At 58.2% G+C, this 23,664-nt stretch carries 22 protein-coding genes; 9 read left to right on the plus strand and 13 right to left on the minus strand.

The genetic code is table 11. The annotated features are described in order from the left end of the window. Window positions 1-17: 17 nt before the first annotated feature. From IEY47_RS14570 to IEY47_RS14585, 4 genes are all read right to left on the minus strand, one after another. A complete protein-coding gene (locus IEY47_RS14570; RefSeq protein ID WP_373293596.1) occupies window positions 18-1,721 on the minus strand; it encodes a putative 2-aminoethylphosphonate ABC transporter permease subunit in 1,704 nt (567 codons plus the stop codon). An 11-nt stretch (window positions 1,722-1,732) separates the two neighbouring features. Next, a complete protein-coding gene (locus IEY47_RS14575) occupies window positions 1,733-2,773 on the minus strand; it encodes a putative 2-aminoethylphosphonate ABC transporter ATP-binding protein (RefSeq protein ID WP_188983985.1) in 1,041 nt (346 codons plus the stop codon). 123 nt (window positions 2,774-2,896) lie between these two features. Continuing rightward, complete coding sequence (locus IEY47_RS14580; protein WP_188983986.1) at window positions 2,897-3,760, minus strand: LysR family transcriptional regulator; 864 nt, start codon at window positions 3,758-3,760, stop codon at window positions 2,897-2,899. 202 nt (window positions 3,761-3,962) lie between these two features. Then, window positions 3,963-4,463 carry a lipocalin-like domain-containing protein gene (locus tag IEY47_RS14585; protein WP_188983987.1) on the minus strand — a complete coding sequence of 167 codons (501 nt, stop codon included), beginning with the start codon at window positions 4,461-4,463 and terminating at the stop codon, window positions 3,963-3,965. Window positions 4,464-4,604: 141 nt separating this feature from the next. On the opposite strand from IEY47_RS14585, the gene IEY47_RS14590 reads away from it, so the two are divergent. After that, window positions 4,605-5,492, plus strand: coding sequence for a LysR family transcriptional regulator (locus IEY47_RS14590; protein ID WP_188983988.1), 888 nt, complete (start codon window positions 4,605-4,607; stop codon window positions 5,490-5,492). 123 nt (window positions 5,493-5,615) lie between these two features. On the opposite strand, the gene IEY47_RS14595 is transcribed toward IEY47_RS14590, so the two are convergent. The 8 genes from IEY47_RS14595 to IEY47_RS14630 form a co-directional block, all read right to left on the minus strand. After that, window positions 5,616-5,888, minus strand: a complete 273-nt coding sequence (locus IEY47_RS14595; protein WP_188983989.1) for a hypothetical protein — start codon at window positions 5,886-5,888, stop codon at window positions 5,616-5,618. 119 nt (window positions 5,889-6,007) lie between these two features. Beyond that, window positions 6,008-6,307, minus strand: coding sequence for a hypothetical protein (locus tag IEY47_RS14600; RefSeq protein WP_188983990.1), 300 nt, complete (start codon window positions 6,305-6,307; stop codon window positions 6,008-6,010). Between the two features lie 147 nt (window positions 6,308-6,454). Then, on the minus strand, window positions 6,455-8,071 hold the full coding sequence (locus IEY47_RS14605) for a histidine kinase famiy protein (RefSeq protein ID WP_188983991.1): 1,617 nt from the start codon (window positions 8,069-8,071) through the stop codon (window positions 6,455-6,457). A gap of 390 nt (window positions 8,072-8,461) precedes the next feature. Beyond that, window positions 8,462-9,994 (minus strand): glycerol-3-phosphate dehydrogenase, encoded by a 1,533-nt coding sequence (gene glpD, locus IEY47_RS14610; protein ID WP_188983992.1) that lies wholly within the window; start codon window positions 9,992-9,994, stop codon window positions 8,462-8,464. Window positions 9,995-10,141: 147 nt separating this feature from the next. Next, window positions 10,142-10,900 carry a DeoR/GlpR family transcriptional regulator gene (locus tag IEY47_RS14615; protein ID WP_188983993.1) on the minus strand — a complete coding sequence of 253 codons (759 nt, stop codon included), beginning with the start codon at window positions 10,898-10,900 and terminating at the stop codon, window positions 10,142-10,144. Between the two features lie 127 nt (window positions 10,901-11,027). Further along, entirely contained in the window at window positions 11,028-12,542 is a 1,515-nt protein-coding gene (gene glpK / locus IEY47_RS14620; RefSeq protein WP_188983994.1) for a glycerol kinase GlpK, read from the minus strand. Between the two features lie 12 nt (window positions 12,543-12,554). Continuing rightward, entirely contained in the window at window positions 12,555-13,433 is an 879-nt protein-coding gene (locus tag IEY47_RS14625; RefSeq protein WP_188983995.1) for an MIP/aquaporin family protein, read from the minus strand. Window positions 13,434-13,907: 474 nt separating this feature from the next. Next, window positions 13,908-15,539, minus strand: coding sequence for an NAD+ synthase (locus IEY47_RS14630; RefSeq protein ID WP_188983996.1), 1,632 nt, complete (start codon window positions 15,537-15,539; stop codon window positions 13,908-13,910). Between the two features lie 204 nt (window positions 15,540-15,743). Between IEY47_RS14630 and IEY47_RS20545 the strand changes: the two genes are divergently transcribed. Genes IEY47_RS20545 through IEY47_RS14640 form a run of 3 tightly spaced genes read left to right on the plus strand, consistent with a single transcriptional unit; the run spans window position 15,744 to window position 18,924 of the window. Beyond that, window positions 15,744-15,983 (plus strand): PP0621 family protein, encoded by a 240-nt coding sequence (locus IEY47_RS20545; protein ID WP_229779445.1) that lies wholly within the window; start codon window positions 15,744-15,746, stop codon window positions 15,981-15,983. After that, entirely contained in the window at window positions 15,973-17,580 is a 1,608-nt protein-coding gene (locus IEY47_RS14635) for a sensor histidine kinase (RefSeq protein WP_229779446.1), read from the plus strand. Before IEY47_RS20545 ends, IEY47_RS14635 begins: the two co-directional genes overlap by 11 nt. Window positions 17,581-17,583: 3 nt before the next feature. Then, window positions 17,584-18,924, plus strand: coding sequence for a sigma-54-dependent transcriptional regulator (locus tag IEY47_RS14640; protein ID WP_188983998.1), 1,341 nt, complete (start codon window positions 17,584-17,586; stop codon window positions 18,922-18,924). A 191-nt stretch (window positions 18,925-19,115) separates the two neighbouring features. On the opposite strand, the gene IEY47_RS14645 is transcribed toward IEY47_RS14640, so the two are convergent. Beyond that, window positions 19,116-20,231 (minus strand): NAD(P)/FAD-dependent oxidoreductase, encoded by a 1,116-nt coding sequence (locus IEY47_RS14645; protein WP_188983999.1) that lies wholly within the window; start codon window positions 20,229-20,231, stop codon window positions 19,116-19,118. Between the two features lie 120 nt (window positions 20,232-20,351). Between IEY47_RS14645 and IEY47_RS14650 the strand changes: the two genes are divergently transcribed. From IEY47_RS14650 to IEY47_RS14670, 5 genes are all read left to right on the plus strand, one after another. Next, the gene (locus IEY47_RS14650) at window positions 20,352-20,858 is read left to right on the plus strand and encodes a GspH/FimT family pseudopilin (protein WP_188984000.1); all 507 of its coding nucleotides are present in this window, start codon (window positions 20,352-20,354) and stop codon (window positions 20,856-20,858) included. A 122-nt stretch (window positions 20,859-20,980) separates the two neighbouring features. Further along, entirely contained in the window at window positions 20,981-21,472 is a 492-nt protein-coding gene (locus IEY47_RS14655) for a GspH/FimT family pseudopilin (RefSeq protein WP_188984001.1), read from the plus strand. Then, a complete protein-coding gene (gene pilV / locus IEY47_RS14660; RefSeq protein WP_188984002.1) occupies window positions 21,469-21,987 on the plus strand; it encodes a type IV pilus modification protein PilV in 519 nt (172 codons plus the stop codon). Before IEY47_RS14655 ends, pilV begins: the two co-directional genes overlap by 4 nt. 8 nt (window positions 21,988-21,995) lie before the next feature. Continuing rightward, the gene (locus tag IEY47_RS14665) at window positions 21,996-22,850 is read left to right on the plus strand and encodes a PilW family protein (RefSeq protein WP_188984003.1); all 855 of its coding nucleotides are present in this window, start codon (window positions 21,996-21,998) and stop codon (window positions 22,848-22,850) included. Continuing rightward, entirely contained in the window at window positions 22,847-23,374 is a 528-nt protein-coding gene (locus IEY47_RS14670; protein WP_188984004.1) for a pilus assembly PilX family protein, read from the plus strand. The genes IEY47_RS14665 and IEY47_RS14670 overlap by 4 nt, the downstream gene beginning before the upstream one ends. Window positions 23,375-23,664 lie beyond the last annotated feature (290 nt).

The raw sequence follows: 23,664 nt of genomic DNA on the forward strand, positions 1-23,664 counted from the left end.
GGACGTTCTCCGAAGGATCAATGAGCGGGCGCGCCACGCCAGGCCTGGGACCGGCGCAGCAAACCGCGCGAGGCCCCGGCCAGCAGCAGGGAAACGCCAGCGGACGTGAGCAGGATCAGGGTGGACATGGCTGCGGCGCCGCCAACGTTGCCGGCGTCATCCATGTTCAGCACGGCGACCGAAGCCAGCACGGTGTCAGGGCTGTAGAGGAAGATCACGGCCGAAACGGTGGTCATCGCAGACACGAACAGGTAGCGGACGATGTCCAGCAGCGCCGGCAGACAAATAGGCAGTGTCACGCGAAGGAAGTGACGCAGCAGCGGTACCTTGAGCGAAAGCGCCGCGGCTTCGAACTCCCCGTCCAGTTGCCGCAACGCTGCAGCGGCCGTCATCTGCGCCGTCGTCAGAAAGTGCGCCACGGTGCAGATGACAAGCAGCGTCAGGCTGCCGTAGAGGCCGTGCAGCGGGTTGGCCGGGAGATTGAAGAAGAACACGTAGCCAAGCCCGAGCACCAACCCCGGGACCGCCATGGGGATGAAGCACAGCAGGCGCAGAACTTGGGTCAGTGGCGTTTGCCGTGTCTTCTCCAAAAGGTAGCTGCCCGTGAAGATCAGTACGCTACCGAACAGTGCGCAGGCGCAAGCCAAAGCCAGGCTGTTACGATAAGCCAGCCAGCCGCCGGGCAATTCGGAAAAGGCATAGTTGTGCAGGGACAGCGATAAATCGTAGGGCCAGAACTTCACCAGCGACGAATACACCGCCATGCCGAAGACGCCGAGTAGTACCGCGCAGATCGTCACGACCAGCAACAGGAAACTGGCATCGCGTCCACGCTGAGGCGTGGCGTGGTATGGCTGCGCGCGCCCACTGAGGGCATCGCGCTGCCGGCGACGCAGCCACAGGTCCACAGCAAAACTGAGAAGCGCCGGCACCAGCAGGAAGAGCCCGATCAAGGCACCCCGCCCAAACTGCTGCTGCCCCAGTACCGCCTTGTAGGCTTCCAGCGCCAGCGTCTGGTAATCGCCACCGACGACAACGGGCACGCCGAAATCCGTGATGCACAGGGTGAACACCAAGCACGCGGCGGCGAATACCCCTTGCCGGCTACCCGGCCAGGTGATGCTGCGGAACGCGCGCCAAGGTGAAGCGCCCATGCTCGACGCCGCGTCGAACAAGCGGGCATCGGCCAATGCCAATGCACTGAGCAACACCATCAGCGCGTGGGGAAAGGTATAGATCGCCTGCCCCAGCACGATGCCCCAGAAGCCGTAGATGTTGCCCGGTATCCACTCACGAAGTACGCCCTGATTACCGAACAGGTAGATCAACGCGATGCCCGGCAGCATGGACGGCGCCAGCAATGGCAGCAGCGAGATACCGCGCCACATCCCCTTGCCCGGCACGCACGTACGCTGCAGTGCGTACGCGAAACCATACGCGAGCGGAACCACGATCAGCGCGACGCATAACGCGCTTGTCACGCTGTTACCGAGCAGCCAACGAAAGTTCGCGCTGCCGAACAGCTCAGTGGCGGCGGCCAGGCCACCGCCCTGCGCAGGGTCACCGACAAGGCCGCGCCACAACATCGCCAGCAGCGGCAGCATGACGGCGAGTACCAGCAGGATCAGCATCGACCACTGCCCACCGTTCACGAACAAACGGTCGGCCAGGTCTGCTCGCCCCTTATGATCAGCCGCGCGCACGGTCGCCCTGATGGTCATGGTCTGCTCCATCAGGCGAATACCTGAAGGCTGCGCGCGGGTAGCGCAACACGAATATGGTCATCCCGCAGCTGCGGCATGGATTCGGGCGCGATTTCCGCCAGCAATGCGTGGCCTGGTAGTTCATCCAACTCGAAGCGCAGACGGCAGCGATTACCCAGGAACGTCATCTCGCGCATCCGTGCCGAGAATTGGTTTTCCTGCTCGGCATCCGGATTGATCAGTACGGCCTCTGGTCGGCAGAACAAACGCCCCTGGGTCTGAGTGCCGGGCGCCTCTAGATGCAGGCTTAGCCCACCCACACGTGCGCGAACGCCTTCACGTTCGAACGGCAGCCAGTTGCCCTGCCCGACGAATTCGGCAACGAAGGCACTCGCCGGCGCGTTGTAGATCGTTTTCGGCAAGGCGTACTGCTCGACACGCCCACGGTTGATCACGGCGATACGGTCGGCCATCAACATGGCTTCGTCCTGATTGTGCGTGACCATCAAGGTAGTAATGCCGAGCTGACGCTGCAGATTGCGCAGCTCCCCACAAAGATGTTCGCGCACCCGCGCATCGAGGGCGGACATCGGTTCATCGAGCAACAGCAGCGAAGGGTTCGGGGCCAACGCGCGTGCCAGTGCCACGCGCTGTTGTTGGCCGCCGGAGAGCTGCGCGGGGAATTTCTCCGCGCTACCCGCCAGACCGACCATATCGAGCATTTCACCCACACGTGCGCGCATGGATTCGCGCCCCTGATTGGCCAGGCCGTAGCCGACGTTCTGAGCCACCGTCAGATTGGGGAACAGCGCATACGACTGGAACAGAATGCCGTAGTCCCGCGCCTGAGGCGGCATCGCCGAGACATCGCGCCCTGATCGGTAGATCTGGCCCCGATCTTGATGCTCCAGGCCGGCGATGCACCGCAGTAAGGTTGTTTTGCCGCAGCCGGACGGCCCGAGCAGACACACCAGTTCGCCTGCTGCAACATCCAGCGAAACGCCATCCAGTGCTTTGAAGGCGCCGAAGCCCTTGTGAATGTCGCGCAGTTGCAGATCGACGGTAGCCATGCCAGAACCTCGTATGAAATCGGTCAAGGTTCATGGTGGGCGCGACGTACTAAGGCTTCATGGCAATAAGGCAAAAGCCGTCGATGAGGGCATCGGGATTTTTGGTATAGCGGAAGGCGCGCGTCAGGGTGCGGAAAACTCTCGGGCAATGGCGAGAAACGCCGAAGGCAATCGCGCCTGCCGGCGTTCACGCAGGCAATAAAGGTATTCGGGAATAAGCGGCGCGTCGTCTAGGGCAATGACCCGCAACGCGGGATTGTCCGGCACCTCATGACGCGCGATCACACTGATGCCGATATTGCGCAGGACGGCTTCACGAATCGATTCGCGGCTACCGATCTCCAGCATGTTGGTCCCGGTGACACCCGCCTCTTGCAGCATCTGCTCGGTAAGCTGACGTGTCGTCGAGCCTGTTTCCCGCATCAACAGGCACTGGCCCGAGAGGGCCGATGCGGGTAGACGTTCGTGGTGGGCCAGCGGATGGCTGTGGTGCACTGCGAGAACCAACGGGTCCTGACCGAGCACCATTCGGGTAAACCGTGCGTCCTGCTCCAGTTGTGAGGAGGCAGCAAGATCGACCCGATACTCTTCCAACGCCTCGATGACCTGCTGGGAATTGCCGATTTCCAAGGTGATCTGCATCTGCGGCAAGCGCTCGCGAAAGCGTTGCACGACATCCAGCACGTAGTACGGCGCGGTGGCGGCGATACGAAGGTTGCCCTGGAACTGCCCGCTGTTACGCAGGAAGAATTCAATGTCCGCCTCCTGCTGCAGTAATTTCTGCACCATTGGCAGCAGCCGCGCGCCGTCATCGCTCAAGCTGAGACGACGCCCGCCGCGATAGAACAATTCCACACCGTATTGCGCCTCTAGATTTCGGATCTGAGTCGTCACGGTCGGCTGGCTAAGACCGAGCTTCTTCGCGGCCTGGGTAACGCTGCCCAGACGCGCGACCATGTAGAAGGATTTGAGCTCTGCGGAATGCATTTCCGATACAGCTCCTCATGAGGCCGGCGGCGGCCATGGAAGAGAAAGTGAATAAAATCGTTCCGGAACGCACAGTAGCGCATTCGACCTGCTGACCGCGTTCCAAAATGTGCCGGCTTGCTGCAGGTATGGGCGGCGACCCGCTTGCGACCGGGTGGTGATGCGGAGATGCTTTGCACCCACACCGCTCCGGCGGGAGTACTCATTTCACCCGTGTCCATACGATATGGACGCGGGTACCGTCCGGGCGTTGAAAGTCTTCGGCCATTCGATCACCGTCGACGTCCAGCGTCAGGTCATCTCGCGTGCGCGTCGCGCCCACCCAATTCGGAAACGTTGAGCCTTCGACGGTATTGCCAGCGAACTCGCCGTTCTCATCGACGGTATAACGCCCGAAGAAGCCAATGCTTCCTGCCATGGCCGCCCGATTTTCATCGTCGGTTCCTTCGCCGCGAACCGCGGACTTGAACTTTGGAACGCGCGGATCGGTGAGCACCTCGACAAACGTCAGCTCCTCGGTGAATACGAGCCAACCATGCGGGCGCGGCCCATAGGCCTCAGAGCGAACGCCTTCACGTTCCAGCGTCGCTTCGACCATCTGCCAGGTGCCTACCAAGACGTTACGCTTTTCTGCAAATGCTCCACCGTGCAGCACAAGTGCAACCAATGCACTTAGCGCCAACAGCATTCTTTTCAGATTCATACCTGCCACCTCACCTTTGGTTGTACCTATTCCGATAAGCGCGAAGCCGCTGTATCGGTCCCCGGGGGGATTCATCTTATTGCGCCCTATAGGTGGCATAATCCTTCGAAAATAGAACGCGCCGGTGAGGCAGATTCACCGATGAAAAGGCCCTCTTGGAATGACTTGCAGGCGCTTGCCGAAATTGTCGCGAGACGTAGCTTTCGGGAAGCGGCCGATACCCTTGGCGTTACCCGCTCGGCTCTTAGCCATACCATTCGAGTCATGGAGCGCGACTTGGGCGTGCGGCTACTGCACCGGACGACACGTAGCGTATCGCCCACACCGGAAGGTCAGCGCCTGATCCAACGCATGCTGCCGTTGATGAACGAGATGGACGGCGTGCTGGCCGATCTCGTACCGAACGCCGAGTACCTTCGGGGCACGCTTCGTATTAACGGCAACGAAGGCGGCATTCGCTTGCTGCTGTCCACGGTCGTGCCGCCATTCATGGCGCAATACCCCCACGTCGAACTGGACCTCGTAACCGATGGCGCTTTGGTCGACATTATCGAACAGGGCTTCGATGCAGGAATTCGTCTGACAGAAGCGGTGCCACGGGACATGGTGGCCGTGCCGCTGGGCCCACCGTTGCGGTTCATTGCGGTCGCTTCGCCGCGCTATCTCGCAGGCCACTCCGCGATCAACGAGCCGGGCGAGCTATCTACGCACTCTTGTATTCGCCAGCGTCTGCCCAGCGGCAAACGTTACCGTTGGGAGTTCGCCCACGATACCAAAGCGGTTTCGATCGACGTTCCTGGGCAACTGACCCTGGATAGCAACACCCTGATGCTCGAAGCAGCCATTGCCGGTCTGGGAATCGCATACGTGCCGGAGCCCTATGCTGTCGCGGCGATCAGTGACGGTAGGCTGCGGCGTGTGCTGGAGGATTGGTGCCCGCTGGAACCTGGGCTGGCGCTCTACTACTCGGGGCATCGGCAAGTGCCTGCAGCTCTGCGAGCGTTCATCGACATGCTCAAGTCGACGTAGGCGTTCGCCTATGGATGGAAAGAGGCGCTCCCGCCCCCATGCCCGCTGCATCTTGCGTAGGACGGAGGCGATCTGCCTCGGTCAATAGACATCGTGAACGGACTGACCGCGCAGAAATCCTGCTCAGTGCCCGCCGACCTGATGTAGCTGCTGAGCGTTCGCGGTATAGAGAGAGAGTCGATCAAGACCGCTTATGGACACTTCGCTGCCATCCGGCCGGGTAACCGACCAATGCGATGCTCCAAGCTTACGGACGGTACAGCCGGTCTCAACGAGCCACGCGCAGAGATCTTCTTCAATCAGCGCATCGACATCGATCGGATGGGCGTCGAGATCGTGAATGTGATCGATCGACACGACTTCGGCAGAGGCACTGGAAAACAGGAGGGCTTTCATAGGATCTAGCGTTTCCATAGGCCTGACGTCCTGTCGGGGCGGTTAAACATCTGTGCCTACGTTAAACCGAGTAACATTCCGTGTTTGCCTACCGCGTCTCAGATCTGCTCGATGTTTTTCTACGCCGTGGTTTCTCGACGAGAGGCGCTCGCGTCCCGCTTTTGCAGCACGACCTCTTCCACTTTCGTGAGAAACGGTCTCGGCACGCCGGAAATCTCGGTGATGGTGATCCACTGCCGGTCCATCTCAGTCGACACCGTGCTTAACTTTGCCAACACGTGAGCGCTGGCGCGGCTCACCCGAGGATCACTGCTGCGAGCAAGCTCGAATGCAAAAGAGGTCACGACGCTCGTGAGCTGAGCAATGGACAGCGCATTCTGTGCCATCAGCTTTATGAGTTGTTGTTCAGTAGTGGTCATTTGGGATCCGAAGTACGCACATCCTATGTGCAACGTCGCAGAAGACAGGGTTAACCCTGCCTAGAAGGCCTGCGACGGATAGTATCAAAACGACATCAAGCGACACCGTTCTGCGAATTACTTCAGCGTTCTAATGTGACCTGGTTATCATTTAATCAGGCCATTTCTATCCAATACCATTCGGACCTTCTTCGCCAATTCACTGGGCATGTAGGGCTTGGTAATGACGTCGAAATCCACACCGCCAATATCGGTCCGCTCGATCGCGCTTTCGGCGTAGCCCGTAGTCAGCAGCACCTTTACCTCGGGGTATTGGCGCTGAGTCTCACGCGCGAGCACAACGCCGTTCATGCCGCCAGGCATGATTAGGTCCGTGAACAGGAGATCGAAACGCGCCCGCTCCAAGCGCGCAAGCGCCTGTTTGGCATCGAGCGCAATTTCGGTGACATAGCCGTAATCCTTGAGTATTTCCTCCGCCAGCGCTGCCACGTCCTCACGATCATCGACGATAAGGACGCGCTCGCTTCCGGTAGCGTCCGTCGATATGTGCGTGTCCGCCTCGGTTGGCTTGACGGCACTCTCTTCTGCCGGGAAATAGAGGCGCACCGTAGTCCCGTGCCCTTCCTCCGAGTAAATCCGGACCGTGCCCCCCGATTGCTTGACGAAGCCATACACCATCGAAAGGCCGAGCCCAGACCCTTTGCCTTCATCCTTGGTAGTGAAGAACGGATCCATCACGCGCTGGCGTATCTCGTTCGGCATTCCCGCACCGTTGTCCGAAATGGAAATGCAGACATATCGCCCTGATGCCATGCGTGCGCGGCTACTCGCGGCCTGCTCGTCCAACTCGACGTTGCGTGTCTCGATCGACACATGCGGCGACCCCGCACCTTCCAATGCGTCACGCGCATTGATCAGGATGTTGAGCAAGGCCACCTCGAGCTGCGTGCCATCGACACGACAATTCCAGAGGTCTGGCTGCATGGAAACCGAGAACCCGGCCTCGCCCAGCGTCCGCTCCGCCAGATCATCCAGCGCGCTTGCGAGGCTGTTCAAATTGAGCACTCGGCCCTGCAGCTTCTGCTTTCGAGCAAAGGCAAGGAGTTGTTGAGTCAGCGTACTCGCCCGGGCCGCGGCATCCTTAGCCAGACCGGCACTTCGAATGATCCGCTGCGAATCAACTTCCGGCTTGGACGCACTGATTTGAATAAGGTCGATATAGCCCGTGATCACCTGCAAGAGGTTGTTGAAGTCATGGGCAATACCACCCGTAAGCTGCCCAAGCGCCTCCATTTTTTGCGACTGCCGCAACGCGTCCTCAGCATCCCGCCGACGGCTGACGTCGAGCTGAGAAGCGAAGTAGTAAATGAGCTCTCCGGCGTCGTTGAACACGGGGGAAACGAAAAGGCCGTTCCAAAATGTGGACCCGTCCTTTTTATAGTTCAGGATCTCAGTCTGAATTTCATGGCGGTCAGCGATCGCCGTGCGTACTTGAGCCACCACCTCACGGTCAGTCTCGGGTCCTTGTAAGAACCGGCAATTTCGACCGATCAACTCCGCCAAGGAATAGCCTGTCAGCTCCAGAAAGGCGGGGTTTGCAAAGATGATCGGATTATCCGGTTGATTAGGATCCGTGACGATCATCGGCATGCGAGTTGTCTCGACCGCCGCGAAGAAAATGTTCTTTCCGGGATCGGAAAGGTCCGCTGTCGCGCTGTTATCCACGCGCGTTTCGGGATAACGCGTTTTATGCCTTTCAGTCATTTGAGGAGAAGCCCATCCTAAGCAACGCTACGGGCATCGTTAAGGCGCCCAAGCCAGATAGCACTTCGATCCCACGGCGAGATAGGCGTTCCAACCCAATGCGCAGGAGGAAACATAGAAAAGGGGACGGCAGGCGACCGACACGACTGAAGGAAATCGACTTTTTAAAGGCAACAAAAAACCCGCCGAAGCGGGTTTTGCCGACCACGTCCCAATGTCCATATCGGGCTGCCTTCCTGGCGGTGGCGTTTCATCCTTGAGCGACCTGAGCACGTCCTGTGCTGCAGTTGATGGACGTAGATTACGCCGATCCCACCAAGCACCCAATCGCCAGTTTACGTCTCTGCGTGTAAGACATTCGCTATAGCGCTCGAGACAATTCGGCAGTCATCAGGCCGCATCGCTGCCTTCGGCAACCTGACGCTTGCGAGCATCGAGGTACGCCTCGAGACGCGCGACCTCCGCCGGTGAAAAGACCAACTGCAATTTGCTCCGGCGCCAAAGAATGTCATCTATCTGCGAAGCCCATTCTTCCTGACAGAGGTATTCCACCTCGCGCGCATACAGGCCATGCCCGAAATGCTCTCCCAATTGCGCGACCGAGCGGGCGTCGCCCAGCAACGTCCATGCGCGCGTGCCATAAGCACTGGCCCAACGCATGGCCACATCGGGCATCAGACCTTCTACACGCCGAGTCAAGGTGTCCGCCAACGCCGCAGGGGAATCCATATCCTCGCCGCCCGGTAGTGGCGCGGAGGCAGTCCAGCTTGCACCCATATTCGGCAAGAAAGGCTTTAGCTGTGACATCGCCGACTCGGCCAGCTTGCGGTACGTTGTCAGCTTGCCGCCAAACACCGAAAGCAGCGGGGCCTTTCCGCCGTCGTCGGACACCGACAACGTGTAGTCACGCGTGATCGCTGAGGGGTTATCGGACTCGTCGTCACACAGCGGACGTACGCCGGAAAACGTGTGCAACACATCTTCCGCCGATAGCTGCTTCTTGAAGTGAGCGTTCGCAACGCCCAGTACATAGGCGATCTCTTCGTCGGTCATGTCCACTTTCGCAGGATCGCCTTTGTATTCACGATCCGTCGTGCCGATCATCGTATAGCGCCCCATGTAAGGGATCGCGAAGACGATACGTCGATCTTCGTTCTGCATGATGTAGGCGTGCTCGCCCTCATACAGTTTCGGCACGATGACGTGGCTTCCCTGGATAAGCCGAATGCCATACGGCGAACGCTGCTGGAGATGCTCGCCGATGAACTTCGCCACCCAAGGCCCCGCTGCATTGACCAACGCCCTCGCACGAATGGTGAATTGAGTACCATCTTCGCGCTGCAAATCGACGGACCACACACCGTCTACACGAACCGCTTTCAGGCACGTCGTTCGCGTAACGATATCGGCGCCCTTCTCTCGTGCATGCATTGCGTTGAGCACTACCAGCCGAGCATCGTCCACCCAGCAGTCGGAATACTCGAAACCTCGATTGATCTCGGGCTTCAGCGGGCTCTGATTGCCGAAGCGCAGCCCCTTGGACGCAGGCAGCTTTTCGCGCTTGCCCAAGTGGTCATACAGGAACAGCCCCGCTCGGATCATCCATGCCGGACGCAAATGCGGTCGGTGCGGAAGCACGAAGCGCATTGGCTTGACGACGTGGGGCGCCTTCGCCAACAAGACCTCCCGCTCCGCAAGCGCCTCGCGCACGAGCCGGAATTCGTAGTGCTCAAGATACCGAAGCCCGCCGTGGATCAGCTTGCTGCTGGCCGACGAGGTGTGACTCGCCAAGTCATCGCGCTCGCAGAGAAAGACGTCCAGGCCACGTCCCGCTGCGTCCGCGGCAATGCCTACGCCGTTGATACCACCGCCAATCACGGCGATATCGTAAAGGTCTCGATAGCTGGAAGCGGGCGCACCCATGGTTCTCTCCTGCCGAAAACGAACATTCATATTCGAATATGAACATCATAGGCAGATAAAATTCCATTAGCTAGCCGCGCGTGTTCATTTCCGCGTTAAAAGAAAATTATCGAACTGATATGAAAATACTAATGACGCGCTGAGGCATCAGCTCACGACTTCGAGTTTTACCCCGTTCGCCGCCAGCAACTGAATGAAATGGCTGGAGGGCTCCTCATCCGTAAACAACACGTCGATCTGTTCGAGCGTGCCTAAGCGAGTCATCGCGTTCCGCCCAAATTTGCTCGCGTCTGCCGCTAGGTAAACCTTGCGTGCGTTCTCGATGATGGCTTGTGAGACGCGTACTTCCTGGAAGTCGAAATCCAAAAGTGTACCGTCCTCATCGATGCCGCTAATCCCCACCAGGGCATAGTCCACTTTGAACTGCTTGATGAAGTCCGCGGTGGCCTGTCCAACCACGCCCCCATCCCCACGGACATGACCGCCCGCCACGAGCACATCGAAGTCTTCCTTGGCACTCAGGATGTTCGCGACATGCAAGTTATTAGTGATGATCTTGAGATCGCGGTGATTCAGCAGCGCGTGGGCGATCGCTTCGGTGGTGGTACCGATATTGATGAACAGCGAGGCCTGATCAGGTACCTGCTGGGCAACGGCTTCCGCAATACGCCGCTTCTCGTCGCGGGCCTGGCCTGAACGCATGCTGTAGGCGGTGTTCTCGACACTGGAGTCGTGTGCCGCGCCACCGTGATAGCGGCGCAACAACCCGGCCTCGGCCAATTGGTTGATATCACGACGGATTGTCTGGGGGGTGACAGAGAAGTGCTGGGCCAGCTCCTCGATACTGACGTACCCGCGCTCGCGTACGAGATCGAGGGTGTTCTGCTGACGGGGCGCGAGACTCATGCAGGTGTCCTTATTATTAAAACCGGACCAAGCATGCCCGACTACTGCCTGTGGGAAAAGCGATGCCACATAACGCAAAGGGCGGAGCCCCAGGCTCCGCCACTCGTTACCCATGATTTAGGCTAAATCAACTTTCTTCAGCCCAACCCTTGGTGCGTTCGACTGCTCGCTTCCAGCCTTTATAGAGAGCCTCGCGATGCGCGACTTCGCTTTCAGGTTCGAACACGCGCTCGATGGTCGCTTTCTTGCGCAATTCATCCAAGCTGCCCCAGAACCCAGTCGCCAACCCTGCCAGATACGCCGCACCCAGCGCGGTGGTCTCTTTCATTTCCGGACGCTCCACCGGCGTACCCAGCAGGTCCGCTTGGAATTGCATGAGGAAGTTGTTCGCAACCGCGCCGCCGTCGACCCGTAGCGATTTGGCACGCTCGCCGGCGTCCTGCTGCATCGCGTCGAGGACATCGCGCGTCTGATACGCGATGGATTCCAACGTCGCCCGGATGATGTGATCGACCTTGACGCCGCGCGTCAGTCCGAACAGCGCACCACGCGCATACGGATCCCAGTAAGGTGCGCCAAGCCCGGTGAACGCAGGGACTAGATAAACACCGTTGTTGTCCTCGACCTTCATTGCGAAGTATTCCGAGTCCAACGAGTCGTTGATGATCTTCAACTCATCGCGTAACCACTGGACGGTAGACCCGCCATTGAAGATTGCGCCTTCGAGGGCGTAGTTCACTTCGCCTCGCGGACCACAGGCGATGGTCGTCAACAGGCCGTGACGCGATTCGACGGGCTTGTCGCCGGTGTTCATCAATAGGAAACAGCCGGTGCCGTAGGTATTCTTGGCTTGCCCTGGTTCAACGCACATCTGACCGAAGAGCGCGGCCTGCTGATCCCCAGCGATACCCGCAATCGGAATGCCGGTGCTCTGCCCGGAGCCAATGTAGGCCTGCCCATAGACCTCGGAGGAGGAGCGCACTTCCGGCAGCATCTCGCGCGGAATGTCGAGCTTCTCGAGCATGACCGGATCCCAGTCAAGCTTGTTGATATCGAACAGCATGGTGCGTGCAGCATTGGTGTAGTCGGTGACATGCACATCGCCGCGCGTCATCTTCCAAATCAGCCAGGAATCGACGGTCCCGAAGAGCAGTTCACCACGCTTGGCACGCTCGCGTGCCCCTTCGATGCGATCGAGAATCCACTTGATCTTGGTACCGGAGAAATACGGATCGATGACCAAACCGGTCGTCTTACGGACGTGATCCTGCATACCTTCGCGCTTGAGCTCATCGCAGATGGCAGTGCTTTGCCGGCTCTGCCAGACGATAGCGTTGTAAATGGGGCGCCCGGTCAGCTTGTCCCAGATGACCGTCGTTTCACGCTGGTTAGTGATCCCGATCGCTGCAACTTGTTCATTGCTGATGCCGGCTTGCGCCAGCGCCTCGACGAACACACCGCTCTGCGTGCCCCAGATTTCCATGGGGTCCTGTTCCACCCAGCTCGGCTGCGGGTAAATCTGTGCGACTTCTCGCTGGGCGATAGTGACCACGTTGGCATCACGGTCCAATACGATGGCCCGGGAACTGGTCGTGCCCTGATCCAGGGCGACAATGTATTGCTTGTTGTTCTCGACAGTCATGGCGACAACTCCTTATCTAATTTTTGACGCGTTTGCAGTGGACTCGGCGTCGTTCGCGACACGCGCGTCCGTGCTGGACGCTTCACAGGCACCCGAACCCAGCTTGGGCAGATGCCGGCAAATCAATGCCTTGTACCCGGCGGCGCCCAGGCAGGCGCCAACGATTGGGCCAAAGATCGGCACCAGGAAGTAGGGAATATCGCGCCCGCCCGTGAAGGCGATCTCGCCCCATCCCGCCAGATAGGTCATGAGCTTTGGTCCGAAATCGCGAGCAGGGTTCATCGCGAACCCGGTCAGCGGCCCGGTCGCGCCGCCAATCACCGCAATCAACAGACCGATGAGCAACGGCGCCAGCGGCCCTCGGGGCAGCCCGTTACCGTCGTCGGTCAACGCCATAATCAGCGCTAGCAGGATGGCCGTGATCACCACTTCGACCAGAAATGCCTGGCCGATGGAAAGCGATGCATGAGGATACGTGGAGAAGACGGCTGCGAGCTGTAGGCTCTCGACACTCCCGCGCACGATTTGATGGGTCTGTTCGTAATCGAAAAACAAACTGACATAGATACCGTAGATAAGCGCAGCACCGCTAAAGGCGCCCGCCACCTGCGCGACGATATAGAAAGGCACCTTCTTTCGATCGAAGCCACCGAACAGCCAAAGGGCAATCGTGACGGCTGGACTCAGGTGCGCACCGGATACACCGGCGGCGAGGTAGACGGCCATGCTAACGCCGACACCCCAGATGATGCTGATCTCCCACAACCCCATGCTGGCACCGCCCACGACCGCGGCGGCTACGCATCCGGTACCGAAAAAGATCAACAGCGCGGTACCCAGGAATTCGGCAATGCATTGTCCCTTCAACGAGGGAACGAGAGGAGTACTCATAAGGAGCCTCATGATGTTTGTTGTAATTGTTCACTCGGACCGCGAGCGCGACCGGGAGTTTTCGCAACCGAAAATTTAATTTCAGAAATGAATCCTGTCAAAGCGATAAACGAAAATACAGACAATTCGTTAGTGGCTTGGATAGGTCGATCGAGCGGGTGGATTTGGAACGAGCGCCGAACGGTCCTTGGCGGCCTGGACCGCGCCGCTTCCGGGTAGGAGCCAGCTTGCTGGCGATCATTATCAGCAGGTCACTACGGCGTCGTCGATCAGACCCGGATCGCCAGCAAGCTAGCTCCTACAAAGGTCCTGGGCGATTCGCGTTAACGGCGTCTACTTACGGGCAATCCAGAACCGTAGGGTGGATTAGCGGCCCGGCCGCGTAATCCACCGCTCACCTCGCGCCATCGAATTAATCGCCCGCGGTAAAGGGTGGAAGCCCTACGTCCATGCGTTAAACCCGACGGTCGTGAATCAATCGCCAATACGCCAACCGGATGTGATCGGGTATCGCCGGTCACGCCCGAAGCCACGCTCGGTCACTCTGGGCCCTACGGCCGCCTGGCGGCGCTTGTACTCATTGAGATCGACCAGGCGAATGACCTTGTGCACGGTATCGCGCTCGAAACCTGCTCCGACGATCGCATCGGCGGAGAGATCATGCTCGATATAGAGCCGAAGAATCTCGTCGAGAACAGGATAAGGCGGTAGCGAATCCTCGTCCTTCTGATCTGGAGACAGTTCGGCTGACGGCGGCCGGTCAATGACCCGTTGTGGGATGACGTAGCCCAGCCCGTTGCGATATTCACACAAGCGGAACACCAGCGTCTTGGGCACGTCTTTAAGCACGTCGAACCCGCCCGCCATATCGCCGTAAAGCGTGGCATACCCGACCGCCATCTCGCTTTTGTTACCCGTCGTCAGCACGAGATAGCGCTTCTTGTTCGAGATCGCCATCAACAACGTACCGCGGCAACGGGCCTGGAGATTCTCTTCGGTCGTATCTTTCGCAAGCCCCTCGAACACCGGCGCGAGCGTTCCGAGAAACGCCTCGACCATCGAAGCGATGGGGAGCACGCTATATTTCACCCCCAGTCGCTCAGCTTCCTCTTTGGCGTCGTCCTGGCTCATCTGGGCGGTGTAGTGGTACGGCATCATGACGGCCTCGACATGCTCAGCCCCCAGCGCGTCGACGGCAACGGCAAGGCTCAGCGCCGAGTCGATACCGCCGGACAGTCCCAACACAACGCCCTTGAATCCATTTTTACGCACGTAGTCACGCACGCCGACCACGAGCGCCTGATAGACATCGGCCTCGATGCTCGTCGGGGCCGCACGGGTACCGGCGCGTGGCAATACCCGCTCGCCGTCCACCTCGAATTCGGCGAGAAATATGCCCTCTACGAACGCAGGCGCGCGCTGTATCACCTGCCCAGCCCCATCCACCACAAAGCTGCTACCGTCGAACACCAACTCATCCTGACCGCCGACCTGATTCACATAAACGATCGGCATCTGGCCCTCGCCGGCCCTCGTGCTAAGCAATGCTTCACGCTCCTGCTGCTTGCCGCGATGAAACGGCGAGGCGTTCAGACTCAGCATCAAGCGCGCGCCGGCATTTCGCGCCTGGCTCATCGGTTCGGCGAACCAGATGTCCTCGCAGATCGTGATCGCAACGGGCACACCTTCGATATCGATGACGCACGGTCGACCACCGGGCTCGAAGTAACGCTTCTCGTCGAACACGCGATAGTTGGGCAGTTGTTGCTTGTAATAACGCGCGCGTTGCTCGCCATCGGTGATGACCGCACACGCGTTGTAACAGACGCCGCCCTCCTGCCAAGGGAAGCCGACGACGATGTGAATGCCGCGCACTTCCTCCTTCAAACGCTGCAGCGCCTGCTCGATACGTCGCTGCATGCTCGAGCGCAACAGCAAGTCCTCCGGAGGGTATCCGCACAGCGTCAATTCGGGGAATACGATGACGTGGGCGCCCAGCCGGTCGCGCGCCTCGTGCGCAGCCGCGATGACTTTTTCTACATTGCCGTGCACGTCGCCGACACGCATGTTGAGCTGGGCCATGGCGACCCGCAGACGATGGCTCATGAGCCCTCCTGAATAGACGATACCGTGCGCGCCGCTCAAGGCCGCATTCGCGGGCATTCTACGCATCCGCCCTGCGCCGTACAGTTCGCTCATTGCGATGTTTTCGCGAACCTGTACAAGACGACGCCATCGACTACCGTGATGTCGCTGTGAAGCGCTATTAACCTTGGCTACACTGCGGCATCTGCACTGGATGAGTCCGCCATGCTACGCCTGCTATTCTGGATCGCCGTCATTGCCCTTGTTGTCTGGTACTGGCGCCGCAAGAAACGCGCAACTGCGCGAACAAACGAAACCAACGTACGCCCGGAAGAGCCCGCGCCGATGGTGCGCTGTGCGACCTGCGGTGTGCACGTCCCGCAGCAGCAAGCGCTTCTGCAGGACCAGAAATGGTATTGCAGCCATACCCATCTGCCGAAGACCGGGTCTACGGGTGATCACTGAATCCATCGATACCGAATCACGCGAGCACCGGGCACTCCGCGTTCTACGGCTTTACCATCTCTATCGGCTCACCGTTGGGCTCGCGCTGGTCGTACTGACGGCGACGGAACTGAATCGAAACCTGCTGGACCTGTCCCAGGAGACGACGTATCAGTACGTCAGCTGGAGCTATCTGGCGATCAACCTGGTGCTTGCGTTCGTCATTCGCAAACCGCACAAGCGCGCCCAGATCTTCGCCGTGGCGCTCTTCGATATCAGCATGCTGTTGGTGATGTTCTATGCCGCCAGCGGCGCCGCCAGTGGGATCGGCAACTTCATCGTCATCGCCGTGGCTATCGCCAATTCTCTCTTGCGACTTCGTTTCGGACTGATACTGGCCGCCATAGCCGCTATCGGTATGCTTTATATCACCATCTATCTCGGCTTTGCCTTTCCTGATCGCTCGACGTTCTACCTTCAGGCAGGCTCGCTAGGCGCGCTGGGCTTTTCGCTTGCGATCCTCGTTCAGGTCATGACTCGGCGCTTGCGCGTAACGGAGGAGTTGGCAGAACGCCGCGGCGAGGATCTGGCCGACCTGCAAGCGCTGAATGCGCTGATCATCGAACGTATGCGCACAGGCATCATGGTGCTCGACGACGAACTGGATATTCTCTTGGCTAACCAACATGCCCGCATTGCGTTGGGTGAAGAGCGCTTGGAAGGTAAGAACGTCGATCAACTGTTCCCTGAGCTGGTACCGCAGATCGATCGCTGGAAGCAAAACCCCGCTTTGCGACAAAGCAGCCTCAGTGCGCCAGCATCAGGGCTCACATTGCAGCCCGCTTTCATTGCATTGCAACGCAGTGGCGCGGATCAGATCCTGGTTTTTCTCGAAGACGCCTCACGCGTCACGCAGCAAGCTCAGCAGATGAAGCTCGCCTCCCTTGGGCGTTTGACTGCAAGCATTGCGCATGAGATCCGCAACCCACTGGGTGCCATCAGCCATGCTGCGCAGCTCCTGCAGGAATCCGAAGAACTGGATGATGCAGACCGTCGCCTGACTCAGATCATTCAGCAGCACTCGCGGCGGATGAATCACATCATCGAGGACATCCTTCAGTTGTCCCGACGCCGCAAGTCGCTTCCCCAACTAATCGACCTCAAATACTGGCTTCACCGGTACGCGGCGGAATTTCGGGAAACCGCAAAATCCGATCAAACGCTGCATATCCAGACAGAAGGTTCTAGCCTACTCACCCGCATGGACGCGAACCAGTTAACGCAGGTCATCAACAATTTGGTTCAGAATGGCTTACGGTACAGCGAACAAAAGAATGGAACAGCCCAGGTGTGGCTGAGGCTCTATAGAAATGTGAAGAGCGAGCTTCCTGTTCTGGATGTTATCGACGACGGTCCTGGCGTTTCGTCGCAACAGCTGCAAAATCTTTTCGAGCCATTTTTTACCACCGAAAGCCAGGGCAATGGTCTAGGGTTGTACATCTCGCGCGAACTATGTGAGAGCAACCAGGCGCGCCTCGATCATCAACCTCGCGAAGAAGGAGGCACTTGCTTCCGCATTACATTCGCTCATCCACAAAAGCAGACGGAAACTGAATAACTAATGAGTGCCTCCCGACAGCGGGCGTTAATCGTCGACGATGAGCCCGATATCCGCGAACTACTGGAAATCACCCTCGGAAGGATGAAATTGGACACCCGCAGCGCACGCAACCTCAAGGAAGCGCGTGATTGCCTCGGGCGAGAATCCTTCGATCTTTGCTTGACGGACATGCGCCTACCCGATGGCAGCGGCATGGATCTGGTCCAATTCATTCAGCAACGCTATCCATTGACGCCAGTGGCCATGATTACCGCCTATGGCAGCATGGATACCGCCGTCAATGCGCTCAAAGCCGGCGCTTTCGATTTCGTAACCAAACCCGTCGAATTGCCGCGGCTTCGCGAACTCGTCGCGACGGCTTTGCGCTTGAAAGCCAATGCAGAGGGTGCGACACAAGTCGACGCGCGCCTGTTGGGAAAGTCGCCACCGATGGAGACGCTGCGTAAGCAGATCACCAAGCTGTCGCGCAGCCAGGCGCCCGTCTACATCAGCGGTGAATCCGGTAGTGGTAAAGAGCTCGTGGCGCGCCTTATCCATGAGCAAGGCCCTCGCATCGACCATCCTTTCGTTCCCGTCAACTGCGGCGCCATTCCCTCTGAATTGATGGAAAGTGAGTTCTTCGGCCACCGCAAAGGCAGTTTCACCGGCGCGATGGAAGATAAACAGGGCCTGTTCCAGGCGGCGAACGGCGGCACGCTCTTCCTCGACGAGGTCGCCGACCTTCCTCTTGCAATGCAGGTGAAACTGCTACGCGCCATCCAGGAAAAAGCCGTACGCGCCGTCGGCGGCCAGCAAGAAATCGCGGTTGATGTCCGCATCCTCTGCGCCACGCACAAAGACCTTGCCGCCGAAGTCGCTGCAGGGCGTTTCCGCCAAGATTTGTACTACCGCCTCAACGTTATCGAACTACGTGTGCCCCCCCTGCGTGAGCGCCGCGAGGACATTCTGTTGTTAGCGGAAAAGATGCTGCAACGCCTGGCCGATAACGGCAGCAACCCCGCCACGCTAGATGCAGGCGCACAAGAAAAGCTGAAGAACTACCGCTTTCCAGGCAACGTTCGCGAGCTGGAAAACATGCTTGAGCGCGCCTACACCCTGTGCGAGAACGATGTCATCTGCGCCAACGATCTTCGCCTGGCCGAGGCCCGGCCCTCGGAGCAAAACGGTGAAGTCGGTCTCGCTCACATCGACAACCTCGAAGACTACCTCGAAGAGCTCGAGCGCAAACTGATCGTCCAGGCCCTGGAAGAAACGCGCTGGAACCGGACAGCGGCGGCTGAACGGCTCGGCTTATCATTCCGCTCCATGCGTTACCGCCTGAAGAAGCTGGGTATCGATTGATCAGCACAATCCGGCACGACCCCATCGTGCCGGCCCTGTGCTTCTTTTAACGCTCACGACACTCGCTATCGCGCAACGAACATCCGGTCGGCGCTCGTCTTTCTGTAGGGGCGACTTTAGTCGCGTTAAGCCACCTCACTCGGGACAACATTCGCTACCCACCTTGGCCACTCACCATCAAACACTACACATCAATCAATCACTCCCGGCCGCATGCGCTCCACCGTAGGCCGATATGGCGCCGGATCGATGATCGCCTCGCGCCCCACCATCAAATCAGTAAGCAACTGACAGGAAGCCGGCGCAAGCACCAGCCCGTTGCGATAATGGCCACAATTGAGCCATAACCCCTCGTGCCCCTCGACTGCCCCAATGAACGGAATTCCCTCAGGCGCGCCAGGCCGCAGTCCCGCCCAATGCCCTACACGCGGAAAGTTCGCAAGCCCGGGCAGCAGCTCGAGCGCGGACGCTTCCAAGCTTGCCAATGCGTCGCCAGTCGGCGTTTTGTCGAATCCGGCGTGTTCCAAGGTACTGCCGACCAAGACATGGCCGTCACACCGTGGAATGGCATAACGACTCCGCGCCAACACCATCGTCGGCAAGAACTCCGCATCGCATTTATAGAGAATCATCTGCCCTTTGACCGGCGACACAGGAAGCTGCAAGTGGAGAGCGCTCAGCAAGCTGGCGCTCCAGGCGCCGGACGCGATGACTACCTGATCCGCGTGCAAATTACCCGCCGCCGTCCTGACGCCAATGACGCGGGATCCCTCCTGGATCAAGTCAGCTACGGCCTGGTTCGGTAGCAAGGTCACGAGCGGGTTCGCAGTAAGCGACGCCAGCAACGCTTGGACCAAACGCGGATTTCGAACGTTGGCGATATCTGCCCGGTACATCGCACGCGAGAAGCCCTTCCCCAGTCCTCCGACGGCGCGATACACCGTTTCGATCGGCACCGATTGCACCGGCGCGCGCTCCTGCTGCGCCCACTCCAGCGCATCCGCCTCATCGTGCATATCCAGCCAATACAACCCAGTCTGATAGACCTCTGGATCGATACCCGTTTCCGCCGCCAGCGTTGAGCCTAGCGTCGGGTAAATGCCCTGCGACCATTCAGCCAACGCCTTGACCGCCGAGCCGTGGCGCCACGGATACAACGGTGAAACGATCCCGCCCCCGGCCCAGGACGCCTCACGACCGAAATCAGCACGATCCAACACACAAACCCGCATGCCTGCCTCAGCCAGCCGCAGGGCTGACAACATGCCGATCACCCCTCCGCCCACCACGATCACGTCCGCAAACACCAAACACTCCTCGGTAACAGGTCACAAAGCCAGGGGCGCTTCGTTGACATAAAAAATGCCTGGCATAGAAAAGAAAGCCGGCCAGGAAGGCCGCACATGATAGGTGCAAAGGAGATGCCCATGAACTATCAATCGCAGCGCGCGTTCACGCTGGTTGAACTGGCGATTATCGTTTCGCTCATTGCAGTTCTCGTGAGCTTTGCGCTTCCCGCACTGGGAGAGTTACAGGCCAGGAACGCCAGGGACGCGATAAGAAACGAGCTCATGGCTAGTCTCGCAAACGCACGTTCAACCGCTGTTACGAGTGGGCGCACCGTAGAGCTTTGCGGATCTAGCGATGGCGAAGCATGCGATGGAGCATGGTCTTTTGGCTGGCTCGTGCGTGTGAATAAGGAAACAATCCACACACACCGAATGATCAGTCCAGGCCAACTTTCATGGCACGGCGTGCGCAAAGTAATTCGCTATCAAGCGAACGGAACGACCTCCCTCAGCAATGGCCGCTTCGTGTTCTGTCCCGCAATGCCGACACTTGAAAACTGGCACCTGATAATCAATCGGCAAGGCAGGACCAGAATTGAAACGCGCGCTCCCGACGCACCGTCAAACCGGTACTGTGAGACCTAGTTCACCGAGCGACAAGCGAACAGACCGGTCATGCGCGGGCATATGCCGGCCATCCCCCACGTCGAGACATTCGAAAGTCCAGCGAGGATCATTCGTCCCAAGAGAAATTGGGATCTGAATGCATGCTTAACAGACGCAGCACATCGGGGTTCACGCTTGTGGAACTGATGATCATCGTCGTCCTTCTCGGGGTAGTGACCGCCGTCGCCTTACCTAGTTTTTCGCAACTGGTCAGTGGCAACCGGACGCAGTCGGCAGCTTCGGAGCTCACGGCCCTGCTGCAGTTCAGTCGCGAATCTGCGTTGACACGTCGCGCAGCAGCAACAGTGTGTCTAGACGACAGCACCGTGTGGTTCGTGAGCCCTGGTAACCAATGCGATCAGGACAACACGCTACGAACCATGGAAGTAGCTGCTGGCGTACAAGTCGCGACCTCGGACGATAGCCTTGTCTTCCGCCACAACGGCAGTGCACCGGAACAGACCATCGTTCTCTGCCACGACGAAGACTTTGCCAATGGCTACACACTGACAGTCCAATCGAGCGGCTTGGTACGCAGCTCCAAGCGCGGGCAGACTGCCGATGAACAACCAATGAGCAGTTGCGAACCATGATCACAGGACTAAAACGAGAACAGACCGGCTTCAGCATGATTGAAGTGCTCATCACCATGGTCCTGATCTGCATCGGTGTCCTGGGAATGATGGCCTTGCAGGGCCGTACGATTCAGTACACCCAAGATGCCGTGCAGCGCAACGTTGCGGCAGGGTTAGCCATTGAACTCGTAGAAATGATGCGTGCACGTCCCGAAGGCCTGCCTGGTACTTCCGGCTTTCTAAAGGGCGCGAACGCCGATTTCCCGGCCAAACCTGACAAATGCACACCGTTGCCAGACGACACTGAAGACCAACTGGGCTGTTGGGCGGCGAAGGCCGCTCAAGTCCTTCCTGGCGATTCAGAGCTAATGAAAAGCGAATACCACGTATGCCGTTCCAAGACCCGTGGTAATTGCACCAACGATGGTGATGCGATCGAGATTCGTATTGCCTGGCGAGTCCGCGCGGGCGAATGCGAAGTTCAGGGCGGCGATGCCACCGTATGCTCCTACACCCTTAGAACCCAGCTTTAAGGACAGCCATGAACAACGTTCATCAACGTGGACTATCGCTGGTTGAACTGCTGGTCGCGTTAGCAATAAGCAGTTTTTTGATCCTTGGCGTGACTCAGCTCTACATCGACAATAAGCGCAGCTATGTATTCCAGCAGAGCCAGTCACAAAATTCAGAAACTGCACGATATGCGCTTTTAATACTGCAACAGGAACTGGCAAAAACCGGTTATCGACGCCGACCCGACGAAGCTTTCGAAGGCGCGTTCCCCGCATCCAATGTTGGTGAGTGCGACTTTGCTCCTGGCACGACTTTGATAACGGCTAAAGACTACAGCGCGACAAATTCCAATAAACAAAATGCGGAAGCAGGAATATGTCTGCGCTACCAGCCTAGATCCGAGCACGACTTGGACTGCCTAGGTAATGCAGTCACAAATACAACCGGAATCGATAAACCGTATACAAGTACGAGCGAAATCGTCGTTCAGCGATTCTACGTCGCGGGCGATACGTTCAGGTGCGAGAGTAGGCGAACCGACAAGGACGGTACCGCAAAGGGGAACACATCCAGCGCGGAACTAACGAGCGGACTGACGGCCCTGAAGTACGAGTTCGGCGTAGGTACCGCAGCGGATAACCGCGCCATCACGAACTACACCGGTGACCCCACTGATAAACCTATTCTTGCAGTCCGATACACAGTCTTGCTGGAAAGCGGTGCTAATTTAAGAGAAAGCGTCGGCGCCGATGATGCGTTGGCCGAATGGCAAACACTGACAAACGCAGACGCCGCTGAAATGGCTTCACTCAAAACAGCCGACGAGCGCCAGCTGTATCAAGTATTCCAGAACATGATTGCCTTAAGGAACTTGCTGCCGTGAGAAGGAATTTTCCAAGACGACAATCTGGCGCTGCGCTCTTTATCGCGTTGATCATGTTGTTGATCATTACCCTCTTGGCAGTATCGAGCGCTAGAGAGGTAACACTTGAATACCGAATGACCGGAAACTTTCTAGAGCAACAACGCTTACTAAACGCAGCAGAGTCCGCACTTCGCGAAGGTGAACGATCAATTACGGCGCCGGCCAAGCCCTTGAATGCAACAACGACCTGCGCACCCAAAAAGCCGTGTTTGCTAGATCAAGATCCCGAGTATAAACAGGTATTCGAAAAAGGGGTTGCATACGGAGGTGCCGACAACAATGAAGGCCCAAGCAACATTGATATCACCTGGTATGCAGTCCCTCTACCTGCAGACATTCCAAACGGGCAGGCCGAAGACCCCGAATACGGGAACCTGATGCAAGGGATCGGTACTTTTAGATATGAAGTTAACAGCGAGTCGCGCAATGCCCAAGGGGAAACTACGCGTTTGCGCTCCACTACGGCCAAGGTATTTAACTAATCATGATTAGAGCGCATGTAAAATCTAAGCGAGCGCGCCTTGCAGCCATCAGCTTCGCAGCCAGCAGCTTCTTTTGCTTCGGTATCGGACAAACGCAGGCCTCGCTGTTAAGTATCAGTCAAAAACCGTTAGTTCTATCTGACAGCGTTGCTCCAAATCTTATCCTTAGCCTCGATAACTCTGGCAGCATGCGCTGGGCGTTTGTACCGGATGATGCTCGTACATTAGATACTACACGTCGCGTAAAATCAGCAGCATTCAATCCGATGTATTACGACCCAAACATTACC

This window comes from Pseudomonas matsuisoli, from assembly GCF_014647635.1.
Taxonomy (GTDB): domain Bacteria; phylum Pseudomonadota; class Gammaproteobacteria; order Pseudomonadales; family Pseudomonadaceae; genus Pseudomonas_P; species Pseudomonas_P matsuisoli.